Here is a 14,037-nt window from a genome sequence, read left to right on the forward strand (position 1 = left end):
GGGCGCCACGATAACCAGCGGTCATGTGACGTTGCCCTGGGCCCGCTCTCGCTCATGTCCACGGTGCCCGATAAACGTCCGACCGTTGCCAGCGACCAGTAACTTCAATCGCCGGCGAATACGCCTCATCGTTTCAACGAACTTGTTTCACACCTTTCCTCGCCCGCAAGACACACGCAGGTTGCGAGTGAGTTCATTCACGGGCAAGCCGACCCACTGCCCCTTCCCGCCCGCTTCCGGTGAAGCCCCTTCCTATCGACTGCCGATAACAAAGGACCGTCTCTCATCGTATAGTGTCATCAATGTGACACCTTTCTGGGACGACGGCTGTGAATTCGGCGAACCAGCTTCATGCGCGTACTGATTACAGGACACCGCGGTTATGTTGGCTCCGTTCTCGCGGGTTACCTGCGCAGCGCGCACTTTGAAGTCGTCGGATTGGACGCCGATCTGTACCGCGGCGCAGATCTGGGACGCGTGAGCGTCGATGTGCCGGAATTCGTCTGTGACTTCCGGGACGTTACCTTCGCCGATCTCCTATCTTTTGACGCGGTCGTCCATCTCGCAGCGCTGTCCGACGATACTTCCGGCGAAATCGACGCGCACCTCACCACCACGATCAACCACGCCGCCGCCGTCCGCTTCGCTCTGGAATGCCGCCGCGCCGGCGTATCCCGCTTTCTCTTCGCATCCTCGTGCAGCGTGTACGGGCGGGGCGGATTGGATCTGTTGAGCGAGGACGCGCCGCCCAATCCTCGAAGCGCCTACGCGGCATCGAAGCTCGCCTGTGAAAACGATCTGCTGATGCTGGCCGGGGGCGATTTCTGCCCTGTCGCCCTTCGGCTCGCCACCGTCTACGGAATGTCCCCCCGCCTGCGCATGGACACCGTCGTCAACGAGTTGACCGGTGCGGCCGTCACCTCGGGTCGTGTGAACCTCAAGTCGTCCGGCACGGCCTGGCGCCCCCTGGTCCATGTCGAGGACGTCGCCCGGGCGTTCGCCGCCGCCCTGCTCGCCGATGTTCACGACGTCCGAGGCCGGGTCTTCAACGTCGCCCCGCAAGGTGCCAACCACCGCGTCATGGAAATCGCCGACGCGATTGTCGAGTGGGTGCCCGATTGCGTGCGCGGATCCGCACGGCAGTCTTTCGACAGCCGGTCCTACCGCGTCGACGGCTCGCGACTGCTGGAAGCCTGTCCCACCCTCAAATTCCGCTGGACCCTGCCCCAGGGAATCCGGCAACTGCGCGCCGCAATGATTGGCGCCGGCCTGACCTTCGCGGATTGGCGCAGCGACCGCTTCCGCCGCGCCCCCCGCCTCCACGCCCTCCAGGAGCGCGGCAAACTCGACGGCGACTTGCGCCGCCGTAACGAAGTGGCCGTCTGATCGCCGATAGACCAGGTGGACGACCGACCTCCCAGGAACATGCTCCGGACGGCCGCGTATGCGCATCCTGCTCGTTCAGACCTGGTATCCGGAGTTTCTCACGGAGCTTTACCGCGCGGAGCCCCAGCTCGCCCGGCTTCCCTTCGAGCCTCAGCTTCAGCGTCTCTTCGATACCGCTTTTGGTATTGGCAACGCCTATTCACATGGCCTGCGGAAGGCAGGATGCGACGCCTGCGAGGTCATCTGCAACGCCGACGAAGTCCAGGCGCGCTGGGCGACCGAGCATGGATTGGCGCTGGAAGGCAACATCCATGACCGCCGTCGGCAGATCATCGCCGCGCAGGTCGAGCATTTCCGCCCGGATGTCCTCTACGTTTTCGAGTGGTCGCCGCTCGGTGACGCCTTTCTGAACGACATGCGCGGCCGGGTTCGCCTGCTGACCGGGCAGATCGCCTCCCCCCTGCCGGCCAATCGCACGTTTGCCGCCTACGACCTGATGCTCTCCTCTTGGCCGCCTGTCGTGAATTACTTCCGCACGCACGGCACCCCCGCCGTTCCCTTTCGGCTCGGCTTCGACGAGCGCGTTCTGTCAGGCCTGGCGAGCCGAAGATCAACCGGAGGCGCAGAAAAGAAGTATGACATTACCTTTGTGGGCGGCTTCGCTCCGTCGCATCGCAACCGCATTCCATTCCTCGACGCCCTGCTTCGAATCCGCCCCGTGGACATATTTGCCTACGGCATCGAAACCGTGTCCCCATCCTCCCCGATTCACGCTCACTACCGTGGCCAGGCGTGGGGTTGGCGCATGTACGAAGTCCTTGAAGCATCCCGGATTACGATCAATCTGCACGCGGAGATCGACGTTCGGGGAGATGTTTCCCACCGCTTCGCAAACAACATGCGCCTCTATGAAGCCACAGGCGTCGGCACGTGCCTCCTCACCGAATCGCGTGATAACCTGGGAGACCTATTTGAAATAGGACGAGAAATCGTGGCGTACGATGATCCGGAGGAGGCCGCGCGGAAGATATCACACCTTCTGGCAAACGACACCGCCCGCCGCGGAATCGCCAAGGCCGGTCAGCAACGCACGTTGCGCGAGCACACTTACTCATCCCGCACGCAGGAGCTTGCCCGGATTCTGGACGAAGCCCTCAGAAACTCACAGCGTTCCGTCGGAACGGTGAGCACCGTCCCTCTGTGAAAAAGGATAACGCTCCGCATCCTATCCTTGTTACCACCCGTCCGAGAAGCAGCGCTGCGCGTAGCGGTTCTTATCGGACGCTGCTCCGGTTTCGGACAAACGCCATAATCGTTCCAACCACAGGCCGTGCAACGAGTTCCCAAGGTCCGCGTACTGAGGAGAACAATCGGTTGCCGATAATCTGGGCATGTCCCCTGCCGATGCAACACCCGCACTTTCTTCCGATGCCCGCGAGCATCTTCTCCACCTCGCCCAAGCCGGCGATCTGGAGAATTGCGGCCCCTTCCGCGTTCGCATCAACGACGGCCCGAATTTCTACATGCTTCACAAGGACGTCTTCGTCCGCCGGGTATACCACTTTGCGACCGACCGGCCCGCGCCGCGAATCCTCGATTGCGGGTCGAACATCGGCATGACCGTCCTCTACTTCAAGATGGTCTACCCGCAGGCCCGAATCACCGCCTTCGAGCCCGACCCGGAGGTTCTCCCATACTTGCACGAGAATCTCGAAGCCAACCGAATCACCGATGTCGAAGTTGTCAGGGCGGCGCTTTCGTCCTCCCCTGGAGCCGCCGACTTCCTCGCCGATGCCCGGTACGCCAGCGCCCTGTCCCCGTATGCCGTGGACGCCAGCGCCCCCGGCCACCGGTCGACCACGGTGAATTGCGTAAGCCTGCGCGACTACCTCGGGGAACCGGTCGACTTTCTGAAGATGAATATCGAGGGAGCCGAAACGGACGTGCTGGAGGATTGCGGTCCGGCGCTTCGCAACGTGCGGGCACTTGCCGTCGAGTATCACCATCTTCCGGGCCTGCCGCGGACGTTGCACCGCCTTCTCGCTTTGCTCGATCAGCAGGGCTTCGATTACCTCGTTCACGACTTCGACCGCGAGACCAACCCGGCGTGCGAGCCCCCCTTCCGCCTGGGGCCGAACACGCGTTACTACCTGCTCGTTCACGCCCGCCGGAGGGACTGACGCCGTGCCCCAAGCAACACCCGACAAGCTCGACAGGCAGCGCTCCACGGACGCGGCCATCAACGGGCCTCCATCCGTCTCGGCCGTGTACTTCGGGTCGCTGGGGCAAACCGAGCCGATCAGCCGGGTGTTCGGGCTCGATCGCGGGCAGTGCATCGACCGCTATTACGTCGAGCGTTTCTTGAACGCACACGCTGAAGACATCCGAGGCCGCGTGCTGGAAGTCGCCGAGAACACCTACACCCGCCAATTCGGAGGCGATCGGGTTACGCAGTCTGACGTGCTGCATCTGACCGGCACCCGCCAATCGACCATCGTTGCGGACCTCACCCGCGGCGACGGACTCGCGACCGGTGCTTTCGACTGCATCATTCTCACCCAGACCCTTCAGCACATCTACGACTCCCGCGCCGCGATGCAAACGATCGAGCGCATCCTGGCACCCGGCGGCACGTTGCTCGTCAGCGTCCCCGGCATCAGCCAGATCAGTCGCTACGACATGCAGCGCTGGGGCGACTACTGGCGCTTCACGTCGCTGGCGCTGCGGCGGCTTCTGGAGGAGGCGTTCGCGCCGCAGCAGGTCGAGGTGCAGGCATTCGGCAACGTGCTGCTCGCGACGGCGTTTCTGCAAGGGCTCGTCGTCGAAGACCTCCCGCACGATGCTCTGGGCTTCAATGACCCGGACTACGAGTTGATTGTCTGCGCGCGGGCATCGAAGAGTGAGACGCCGTCATGAGTCCTTCTCGAACGCCAGCCTTGGCCGGACCGCGACGGGACGTGTTCGCATCGCCGATCGACCTGATCCTTCTGTACCATCGTGTGGCCGACACCCCGTCTGACCCGCAGCTTCTGGCGGTTTCTCCGCAAAACTTTGCCGAGCAACTGTCCGCACTGCGCGAGGTGTTCGACATTGTCCCCCTTGGCTCGCTGTGCGTGGCGCGATGCACCCGGCCGCGCGTAGCCATCACCTTTGACGACGGCTACGCAGACAATCTGCATCACGCCAAGCCCCTGCTGGAAGCGGCCGAGGCCCCGGCAACCGTCTTCGTCGCCAGCGGCCACACCGACAACGGATACGAATTCTGGTGGGACGAACTGGAGCGCCTCGTTCTGACGCCGTCGCAATGGCCCGCTCCATTCGAATTGCGTTTGGGAGGCGACTCGATCCTCGTCGACGCCGGTTCCGCCGCGACGTACACGCAAGGACAATGGACGCGATACCGCACATGGGATGTAACCGCCGCGGATGACCCCACACCCCGGCATCGGCTCTATCGAACGCTCTTCGACCGCCTGCGGCCGATGGCAGACGCGACGCGACGCACTGCGCTCGACGACTTGGGCGCATTCGGCAAACCGAGGTGCGCGAGTGAATCGCCGGAAATCCAGGACCCGACTCGCCGGCCGATGTCGCCGGACGAATTGCTTGGCATCGCTTCCGGTGGGCTTATCGAAATCGGTTCGCATACCGTCACGCACCCCCTGCTCGCAGCGCAATCGCTTGAAGAGCAGGCGTTTGAAATCCACGCAAGCAAGCGCCGCCTGGAGGACATCCTCGGACGATCCGTGACGATTTTCTCCTATCCCTTCGGCACACGCCGCGATTATTCGCCCGACACGGTGCATCTCGTTCAAGAGGCGGGTTACGAACTGGCGTGCAGTAATTTCGTTCCGAAGAAGGCAACAGGAAGGAGCCACGAAGCCACGAAGCCACGGAGCCACGAAGGGGGAAGAAGAAGCGACGAAGGGGAAGAGATGAAGACGAGGAGGAAGAAAGGGCAAGACGACGATGTGGCACCGACATCGCACTACGGCGACCGATTTCAGCTTCCGCGTGTTCTGGTCCGCGACTGGGACGGCGACACGCTGATGCGTCGCCTGGCGGAGGTGGCCGCCGGTGCCTGATTCTCCCCTGCACATCGTCCAGGTCAGCACGCGCGACGTACTCGGCGGCGCGGAAAAGGTCGCTTTCGACCTGTTCACGGCCTATCGCGAGCGGGGTCACCAATCGAACCTCGTGGTGGGCTATCGCCGCACGAGTGATCCGGACATCTTCGAGATTCCGCACGAACTTTCGCGACGCCGCTGGTCGCGATTCTGGTGGCGGATGCACCGCCGCCTCCAGCCGCATTACGAACGCACTGCCTGGGCGCGGCGCTTGTGTCGCTGGACGCATGCCTTCGCCGAGCCGAAGGGCAGGAAGGACCGCGCCCGGGGATTCGAGGACTTCCACTATCCCGGCGCGCGCCACCTGCTCGAGCTGTTTCCGGAAGCGCCGGACGTGCTCCATCTGCACAACCTTCACGGAGGCTACTTCGATCTTCGGGCGCTGCCCTCGCTGTGCGAGCGCGTGCCGGTGATGCTCACGCTGCACGACGCCTGGTTGCTCAGCGGCCACTGTGCTCATTCGCTGGACTGCGAGCGATGGAAGACCGGCTGCGGAAACTGCCCGTATCCCGAGCTGTACCCGTCCGTGTGCTTTGACGAGACCGCGGCGAACTGGCAGCGGAAACGCGATATTCTGTCGGACTGCCACCTTTACGTTTCGACACCGTGTCACTGGCTGCGCGACCGCCTCGCGGAGTCCATTCTCACGCCGGCGATCGTCGAATCGCGCGTGATTCCCTATGGCGTGGATCTTTCGGTTTTCCGGCCGGGCGACCGCGAGCATGCCCGCGCGGCGCTTGAACTGCCGCAGGACGCGGCCGTCCTCGTCACCGCGGCGAGCGGCATCCGGCGTAACCCTTGGAAGGATTTCGCCATGCTCCGCGACGCGCTCATCCTGCTGGGCGAGCGGAACCTTCGCCGCCCGGTGTGTTGCGTGGCCCTCGGCGACGAGAGCCCGGCGGAGCAGTTTGGCCGCGTCGAGCTGCGTTTCGAGCCGTTTCGCCGGAACCCTGCTGACGTCGCCCGGTTCTACCAGGCGGCGGACGTGTACGTGCACCCCGCCCGGGCGGACACGTTTCCCAACGTAGTATTGGAATCCCTGGCCTGCGGCACGCCGGTCGTGGCCACCAACGTGGGCGGAATTCCCGAGCAGGTGCGGGCCCTGATCCTGCCGGGGACAGGTCAAGCGGGCATGTGCGGACCATCCCGGGCGACGGGCGTGCTCGTGCCCTCCGGCGACTCGGAAGCCATGTGCGAAGCGCTTGCCAAGCTGCTCGAAGATGAACCACTCCGCCGGGCACTCGCGGTGAATGCGGCCGAGGACGCAGCGCGGCGCTTTCCGCGGGATCGACAGGTTAACGCGTACCTTGAGTGGTACGAGGAGATTCTCCGATCGCGAGGTGTCGCGTCGGACCCGAACGGGCCGGGCAACGCCGGTGTTCAGCCGGTGCAACCTGCGACTTTCGCCGAGGCGCATACCTGATTCGTCTTCGCACCGAGCATCCCAACGCGTATGATCTTCGCGATGAGCGACGTTCAAGCCGAGTTTCATAATGCGCTCCGCGAAGCACTGGCGAAGTGGAATCTGTCGCTGACGCCCGCGCAGTTCGACCTGCTGGCGGCGCACTACGCGGCGATGGTGGAATACAACCAGCGTGTAAATCTCACGCGCATTACCGATCCCGCGGAGGCGGCCGTGAAGCACTACGCGGATTCGCTGAGTGTGCTGCATTGGGTCGAGCAGGCCGGCGTCGGCGCGCGAAATCTGCTGGACATCGGCACGGGCGCCGGTTTTCCGGCGATTCCCCTGGCGATTGCGGGGCCGGATTGGAGCGTGGTGGCGCTCGAGGCGACCGGGAAGAAAGTGTCGTTCCTTATCGACTTCGCCCGCGAGGCGAAGCTGACGAATCTTCACGTCGAGCATGCGCATTCGGCACACTGGAAAACGCGGCGGCGGTTCGACCTGGTCACTTTGAAGGCGGTCGGATCGCTGCGCGAGTGTTTCGAGCAGGCAGGACGGTTTCTCTGCGAGCGGGGGCATGTGGTCGTGTTCAAGACGGCGGGGATCTCGGCGGATGAAACGGCCGAGGCCGAGGCGTTCGCGGGCGAGAGTGGATTGACGGTTCTCCAGCCTTTTGTGTACGAACTGGAGTACCAGTTGGAAACGCTGCAACGGTTGTTGTGCGTGGCCCGGAAGGCTTGAATCCAGCGGCGCGTGGGCACGTTTCCGGAGCTTGTGCGGCTGTGGCTGGCGTTGAAGGTCGTTGACGAACCAGATCGTTACCATCGTACCATGTCCATCTGACGGGGTGCCTGGGGACCGGCGGATTCGGGCTCCGGACGATGAGCCTCTCCATAGGTAATAACGCGCAGGGGCGCGCGCTCGGCGCGGCGGATAAAGTGAGCGCCCCGTTAACGGGCGCTCGATTTAGTTGAGCGTTCGATTGAAAATGTCAGTGTAAACGTCCAATATGCTTTTATGCTTCTATTCGTTGTTGGTGCAAGGTGGCGGGGATTGTATCGAAGAAGGGCGCTGGGGGCGTGAATTCCAAGAAGGTCAACATGACCGCGAGGCGCGGGGTGAGGCGCGCGTCGGCCGGATTCATGTGTGAACCAAGGCGAGGAGAAATTGGATCGCCGCAAGTGTCAGGCCGAGCCAACGTCGGTAGTCGCGATGTTTGTACACGAAGCCCAGCCCCAGCAAGCACACGGCGATCGCGATCGGCGTGAGCGGAGCGCTGTTTATCGTTGAGGCGAGCCACGTCACCGGGGCGTTGCGTGCGATGGCATTCCGTACGGCGCTGGCAGCGCAGAGCCGGACCATTTGCAGGAGAACAGATAACACTAGCAGGCTGATGCCCATCAATCGCGATCCTCCGAGGCGCCGGCGTCACGTGAATTTATGCACGATTGAATATCCGCGGGGCACGACTCGTGGCGAAAGTGCGGGCGTGTCATGGGTCTCGGCGGAATCAGCCAGAAGGATGCGGCGCAGGCGGAAAACATCCGGTACGTTCCCGTTTCAAGGGGATGCAGCATCTTCATCGGGTAAAAGGGTGTTCAGAAACCTCTCGATCGCATCCACTTGCCCCTCGTCCAGACGCGCGCGATCGCAATTTATAAACACCAGTTCAAGTTCGTCCCAGCGGAGGAACACCTCGTATTTCGGTGCAATCTGGACGGGAATGTTGCAGTACGGCCAGGGATGCCGGCTGATATGCAGCTCGCGAGACAGGACAAGAAAGTGTTCCGCTTCCTCCGAAGTCATCATGCGCTGTGGCAGCCCGGTCAGCGCGGGTGGATCGTATGTGGGAATTGTCAACTGCACGAGATATTCGCCCGTGGACGCTCGAATAATGGTTGCCTCACACACGAAAGTGCCGCCGAATCCTTGGTCCGAGGTCGATGGAATGTCGACACACAACGGATAGTCACCTCGATACTCGAACTCCTCGAAATCTGATGCATCGACGGTTTCGGGATAGGTGGCAACAAAACACCCGGCACCAAAGAGGGCAACAAGTGCCAAGAAAGCGGTGCCCGCAGTTTTCAACGAGTCATGCAGCGTTTTCATGTAACGGGCCTTTCAGAATGTTGCTGGCCTGAATATCAGCGGGCGGGTTGTCCTCGTCAATTGGTGCATCGAGATGTGTCGTACCCGTCCATGCCCTGGATTCCGGCGTTCGCCGGAATGACGGTCTCAGGTACCCTCGCCGCTTCGCCCGCCCTCCGGGCGGGACGAGTGCTATTGGGCAAACACACCAGTGACTAAAGTCACTGGCAACGAACGTGCGCCCTGCGGGCGAGGAGGCGCACGTTGGTGCGTCAAGATTCGTTCCGCGCGGCTCGAGGTAAGCGCATGGCGGCGCCCTGTCCCGGCTTCGCCGGACGGGCTTGGCCATGCCACCCGTCCATTGGTGCATCGAGATGCGCCCTACCGCCCTACGCTTTGACGACCTTTTTGCCCGCGCCGGTGAGGCCGGCGCAGGCGTTGCGCGTGTCCACGACGAGCTTGGCGCTGCGGACGATGGCGGGGTAGTCGTAGGCCGTGTGGTCCGTGGCGATGAGCACGCAATCGTACGAGCCGAGCATGCGCGGGGAGAGCTTGCGGCTGACCATGCCCAGGTTGTGCTCGCGCTGCTTGGGGGTGCGGGGCACGTAGGGATCGTTGTAGTCGACCTTCGCCCCGCGCTCGCGGAGCAGCTCGATCAGCTCGATGGACGGTGACTCGCGGATGTCGTCGACGTCTTTCTTGTAGGCCAGGCCGAGCACGAGGATCTTCGAGCCCTTGATGGCCTTGCGGTGCTCGTTGAGGGCCTCGGCCACCTTGTGGATGACGTACTCGGGCATGGAGGTGTTGATCTCGCCGGCGAGCTCGATGAAGCGGGTGCTCATGTCGTACTGCCGGGCCTTCCACGTCAGGTAGAACGGGTCGATGGGGATGCAGTGTCCGCCGAGACCCGGCCCGGGGTAGAACGCCTGGAAGCCGAAGGGCTTGGTGGACGCGGCGCGGATGACCTCCCACACGTCGATGCCCATGCGCTCGAAGAGCATCTTGAGCTCGTTCATCATGGCGATGTTCACGCAGCGGTAGACGTTCTCCAGAATCTTGGCTGCCTCGGCGATGTCGCAACTGCTCACGGGGACGACGTTGCGCACGGCCGCGCCGTAGAGCTTCTCCCCGATGCGGGCACTGTGCGGACCGACGCCGCCGACGACCTTGGGGATGGTCTCGGTGGTGAAGTCCTTGCGGCCGGGGTCCTCGCGCTCAGGCGAGTAGGCCAGGAAGAAGTCGCGCTCGGCGCGGAGGCCGCTCTGTTCGAGAATAGGCTGGACGAGTTCCCGGGTGGTGCCGGGATAGGTGGTGCTTTCCAGAACGATGAGCTGGCCGCGCTGGAGGTTGTCGGCGAGGATGTGGGCAGTGTTCTCCACGTAGCTCATGTCGGGGTCGCGCATCTTGGTCAGGGGTGTGGGGACGCAGATGAGGATGGCGTCGCAGTCGCGGAGCTGGCGGGGATCGTCGGTGGCGTGGAAGCGGTCCTCCTTGCGGACCTGCTTGATGAGCGCGGAGGGAATGTGCTTGATATAGCTGCGGCCGGCGTTGAGTTTTTCGACCTTGGCGGGGTCGGCGTCGAAGCCGGTGCAGGCGAATCCGGCGTTGCAGAAGGTGCGCATCAGCGGCAGGCCGACGTAGCCCATGCCGATGATGCCGACGCGGGCGGTGCGGGACTTGATGGCGTCGATCCAATCGGACTCGGACATCAGCGGCCGCTTGGGTCTGTCCGCCGACTTGCGGCGAACGGCGCCGTTGTGGGACTCATGCCCGGCCGATTTCGCTTGTTTTCCGGTCCGTGAAGATTTGGCCCGCGTGTGGTCTGCCATGGGGATTTCGACTCGCGTGGGAGTATGATCGCCGGGAGCGCATCGTGCCCCGGACGCCCGTTCTTCGAACAGTTATCGGAAACGGTCAAACGTCACTATAATGCCGAGCCGGGCCGTCCGGCAACGGACACACGTGCAGTCGGGTTCCGGGGCCTTGCTATCGCTGGGAAGGCGGGTCGATCCCGCGGCGACCCGTGCGACGATCCCTGCCGATAGACTATCCAGCCGTGCAGGCCGTTTTGGACTCCCCTTTTTTCCATGACGGGAACGGATATGAATCAGCCGACCATCGCCCTGGCCAGACCGTATATCACGGAGGCGGAAATCCATGCCGTGGTCGAGGTCTTGCGTTCGCCGAACCTGAGCCTGGGGCCGGTGCTGGGGGCCTTCGAGGAGCGCTTCGCCGCTTACTGCGGAACGCGACACGGCGTTGCCTGTTCCAGCGGGACGACGGGGCTTCACCTGCTGGTGGCGTCGATGGGCATCGGTCCCGGCGACGAAGTGATCACCACACCGTTCTCGTTCGTGGCCTCGGCCAACTGCATTCTCATGGTGGGCGGCACACCGGTGTTCGCCGATATTGATCCGCACACGTGGAACATCGACCCGGTGAAGGTGGCGTCGGCGATCACGTCGAAGACGAAGGCGTTGATTCCCGTGGACGTTTTCGGCCAGCCGGCGGACATGGACGCGATCATGGCGCTCGCCCGGCGGCACAATCTGAAGGTGATTGAAGATTCCTGCGAAGCGCTGGGGAGCACCTGGCGGGAACGCAGGGCCGGTTCGCTGGGCGATGCCGGCGTGTTCGGCTTCTATCCGAACAAGCAGATCACCACCGGCGAGGGCGGAATGATCGTCACCGACGACGACGATCTCGCGGCCATGTGCCGCTCGCTGCGTAACCAGGGGCGCGATACGCACGGCGGTTGGCTGTCGCACCCGAGAATGGGTTACAACTATCGACTCAGCGATATCAACTGTGCCCTGGGACTGGCGCAGCTCGAGCGCGTGGATGAGATCATCGCCGGTCGCCGCAGCATCGTGGAGATGTATCGTAAGCGTCTCGGCGACGAGCCGCGCCTCGTGCTCCAGCGCATCCATCCCGACGTGGGCATGAGCTGGTTCGTTTTCGTCGTTCGCCTGGCGGACAAGTACACGGCCGAGGACCGCGACCGCATCCTCGTCGGCCTACGCGACCGGGGGATCGGGTGCAGCAACTACTTCGCCCCGATCCATCTCCAGCCGTTCTACGGCGAGCGCTTCGGCTGCACGTGGGGCGATTTCCCGGTCTGCGAGCACGTTGCGGCGCGAACGATCGCCCTGCCGTTCCACCACGAACTGACCGAAAGCGACATCGACACGGTGTGCCGAACGCTGCGCTCTCTGCTATGATGCAGGTGGCGTTTGGGCAGCCGGTCACGTCGATAGCGGGGTCTATTGCGAGTGATGAAATTGCGTCGTGCTGCACTTTGGATTGTACCGGTGATCGCGGGTCTGGGACCGGCCGGGGCGGTCCGTGCGCAGTTGCAGGTCGTCGATCCGAACGATCTCAGTGATCCCGCGGCGCGTGCGCTGCAGATGTCCGAACCGGGCGACGAGGTCTTCAGCCGGGAGGTCCCGGCAGCGGTTCAGGCACGTATCCGGGAATCGATCCGCGGGCTGGCGTCGCCTTCCTACCAGGCGCGGGTGCAATCGACGGACCAGCTCATTGGTATGGGTGCAGTCACATTCCCGCTGCTGCGCGAAACCTATCGGGACACCGACGACCTGGAGGTGCAGCAGCGCATCGAGATTGTCGTCTTCGAGGCATTCATCAACTACATGGTGCCGCTCAACGACTGGGGCTACCTCGGGATACAGGGCCCGATTCAGACGAACATCCGCACGCACGAACATGACGCGCGCATCCCGCGCGGCAAGATCGGGCTCCCGCCGACGCAGGTAATGCCGGATACGCCCGCAGAGCGTGGCGGACTCATCGCCGGAGATGTCATTATCGCCATGGACGGTGAGTATCTCGAAGGCGGACCGGTCAACGGTTTCAGCCTGTTCGCGTCGGCGATTCGCCGCCGAGGTCCGGGAACGCCGGTGAAGCTCACCGTGTTGCGGGAAAATGAGACGCTGGAATTGAGCGTCGTGCTCGGACGTCCGCCCGTTGAGCAACTCAATCAAGCCAGCGGTCTGCGCATCCAAGGCTTGAACGAAGCCTACAGCGGCGCCCGGCAACGCTTCGGCCCGTGGTGGCAGAAATACTTCGCGGACACCAGGCCTTCGGCATTGGGGGCGGACGAGTGATGCTCCGTCGGCCTTCGAAAAGCGTCGCTGTCCAGACCCTGGCGTGGTTGGCGCTTGCCGCGTGCCTGCCCGCCGAAGGCGTAATTCCCGAGGCCAGGGCGCAGGATCCCGCCGGTGCGAACTTGCGAACCGACGACGCGCCACCTGCGTCGCTCGACCCCGAGCTGCGGCCGGTGACCGATCCGCGGCGGCGGCAGGCGCTGGAGAATCTGATCGAGCAACTCGCCTCGCCCTCTTTCGATCGACGTGAACAGGCGTCGAACAGCCTCAGGCGTCTGTGGCGGGAAGCCCTGCCTCTCCTCGTCGAGGAATACCGCACCGCCGGCGATCTCGAAGTCAGGCAGCGAATCGAGCAACTGGTCTTCGAAGCCTATATCGAGAATGCCTTCTGGGACCGGTACGGTTTTCTGGGGATACGCCATGCCGCGGTTCCGTTTCAGGATCGCCCCGGCGGGCCGACGCGCTACGCCGCCCGGGTCTCAGAAGTGGTATCCGGGACCGCAGCCGAGGTGGCCAATCTGCAGCTGGACGACCTGATCATCGCCTTCAACGACGAGCCGCTGCCGGTGCTGACCGATCCCCAGGCCTTCGGGGAGTGCATTCGCAAGTTCCCTCCGGGAACGAAGATCCGCATCACGATCGTTCGTCGAAATGAGCTGCAGGTGGTTTCCGCGACGCTCGGTCGCTGGCCGCGACAACAAGTCGTCTCGCCCGGGCAGCCGGTCTATTCGCTTCTGGAAGAGGCCAACCATCAGTTCGCGGCGTGGTGGACGCGGAATTTCGAGGCGCCGCCTCCGAGTTCGGCCGCGCCGATGACCTCCAGTAAGGCGGCAGAAGTGAGCACGGATTAGGAAACAAGCGTTGCTTGCAGATGCTCCGGAGCGAGGCGAGGCGGCAAAGAGTTTAC

General features: G+C 63.4%; 13 protein-coding genes. 10 read left to right on the plus strand and 3 right to left on the minus strand.

Annotated elements, in window-relative coordinates:
- Positions 1 to 351: 351 nt before the first annotated feature.
- From J5J06_04530 to rsmG, 7 genes are all read left to right on the plus strand, one after another.
- Positions 352 to 1,386 (plus strand): SDR family oxidoreductase, encoded by a 1,035-nt coding sequence (locus J5J06_04530; protein MCO6436336.1) that lies wholly within the window; start codon positions 352 to 354, stop codon positions 1,384 to 1,386.
- Positions 1,387 to 1,444: 58 nt separating this feature from the next.
- On the plus strand, positions 1,445 to 2,590 hold the full coding sequence (locus J5J06_04535) for a glycosyltransferase (GenBank protein MCO6436337.1): 1,146 nt from the start codon (positions 1,445 to 1,447) through the stop codon (positions 2,588 to 2,590).
- Between the two features lie 187 nt (positions 2,591 to 2,777).
- Positions 2,778 to 3,566: an FkbM family methyltransferase gene (locus tag J5J06_04540; GenBank protein ID MCO6436338.1), complete on the plus strand. Its 789-nt coding sequence runs from the start codon at positions 2,778 to 2,780 to the stop codon at positions 3,564 to 3,566.
- Between the two features lie 154 nt (positions 3,567 to 3,720).
- Entirely contained in the window at positions 3,721 to 4,302 is a 582-nt protein-coding gene (locus J5J06_04545; GenBank protein MCO6436339.1) for a methyltransferase domain-containing protein, read from the plus strand.
- Positions 4,299 to 5,471, plus strand: a complete 1,173-nt coding sequence (locus J5J06_04550) for a polysaccharide deacetylase family protein (protein MCO6436340.1) — start codon at positions 4,299 to 4,301, stop codon at positions 5,469 to 5,471. Before J5J06_04545 ends, J5J06_04550 begins: the two co-directional genes overlap by 4 nt.
- The gene (locus J5J06_04555; protein ID MCO6436341.1) at positions 5,464 to 6,936 is read left to right on the plus strand and encodes a glycosyltransferase; all 1,473 of its coding nucleotides are present in this window, start codon (positions 5,464 to 5,466) and stop codon (positions 6,934 to 6,936) included. The genes J5J06_04550 and J5J06_04555 overlap by 8 nt, the downstream gene beginning before the upstream one ends.
- A 42-nt stretch (positions 6,937 to 6,978) precedes the next feature.
- Positions 6,979 to 7,656 carry a 16S rRNA (guanine(527)-N(7))-methyltransferase RsmG gene (gene rsmG, locus J5J06_04560; GenBank protein ID MCO6436342.1) on the plus strand — a complete coding sequence of 226 codons (678 nt, stop codon included), beginning with the start codon at positions 6,979 to 6,981 and terminating at the stop codon, positions 7,654 to 7,656.
- 399 nt (positions 7,657 to 8,055) lie between these two features.
- Here the strand turns inward: rsmG and J5J06_04565 are convergent, their stop codons facing one another.
- The 3 genes from J5J06_04565 to J5J06_04575 all read right to left on the minus strand — a co-directional run bounded on the left by J5J06_04565 (position 8,056) and on the right by J5J06_04575 (position 10,715).
- Positions 8,056 to 8,316, minus strand: coding sequence for a hypothetical protein (locus J5J06_04565; GenBank protein MCO6436343.1), 261 nt, complete (start codon positions 8,314 to 8,316; stop codon positions 8,056 to 8,058).
- A gap of 159 nt (positions 8,317 to 8,475) precedes the next feature.
- The gene (locus J5J06_04570; GenBank protein ID MCO6436344.1) at positions 8,476 to 9,027 is read right to left on the minus strand and encodes a hypothetical protein; all 552 of its coding nucleotides are present in this window, start codon (positions 9,025 to 9,027) and stop codon (positions 8,476 to 8,478) included.
- A gap of 368 nt (positions 9,028 to 9,395) precedes the next feature.
- Positions 9,396 to 10,715 (minus strand): nucleotide sugar dehydrogenase, encoded by a 1,320-nt coding sequence (locus J5J06_04575; GenBank protein ID MCO6436345.1) that lies wholly within the window; start codon positions 10,713 to 10,715, stop codon positions 9,396 to 9,398.
- 393 nt (positions 10,716 to 11,108) lie between these two features.
- Between J5J06_04575 and J5J06_04580 the strand changes: the two genes are divergently transcribed.
- From J5J06_04580 to J5J06_04590, 3 genes are all read left to right on the plus strand, one after another.
- Positions 11,109 to 12,227, plus strand: coding sequence for a DegT/DnrJ/EryC1/StrS family aminotransferase (locus tag J5J06_04580; GenBank protein MCO6436346.1), 1,119 nt, complete (start codon positions 11,109 to 11,111; stop codon positions 12,225 to 12,227).
- 90 nt (positions 12,228 to 12,317) lie between these two features.
- On the plus strand, positions 12,318 to 13,130 hold the full coding sequence (locus J5J06_04585; protein ID MCO6436347.1) for a PDZ domain-containing protein: 813 nt from the start codon (positions 12,318 to 12,320) through the stop codon (positions 13,128 to 13,130).
- On the plus strand, positions 13,130 to 13,981 hold the full coding sequence (locus J5J06_04590; protein ID MCO6436348.1) for a PDZ domain-containing protein: 852 nt from the start codon (positions 13,130 to 13,132) through the stop codon (positions 13,979 to 13,981). Before J5J06_04585 ends, J5J06_04590 begins: the two co-directional genes overlap by 1 nt.
- Positions 13,982 to 14,037 lie beyond the last annotated feature (56 nt).

The sequence above is a fragment of the Phycisphaerae bacterium genome (assembly GCA_024102815.1).
Lineage (GTDB): Bacteria > Planctomycetota > Phycisphaerae > UBA1845 > UBA1845 > JAGFJJ01.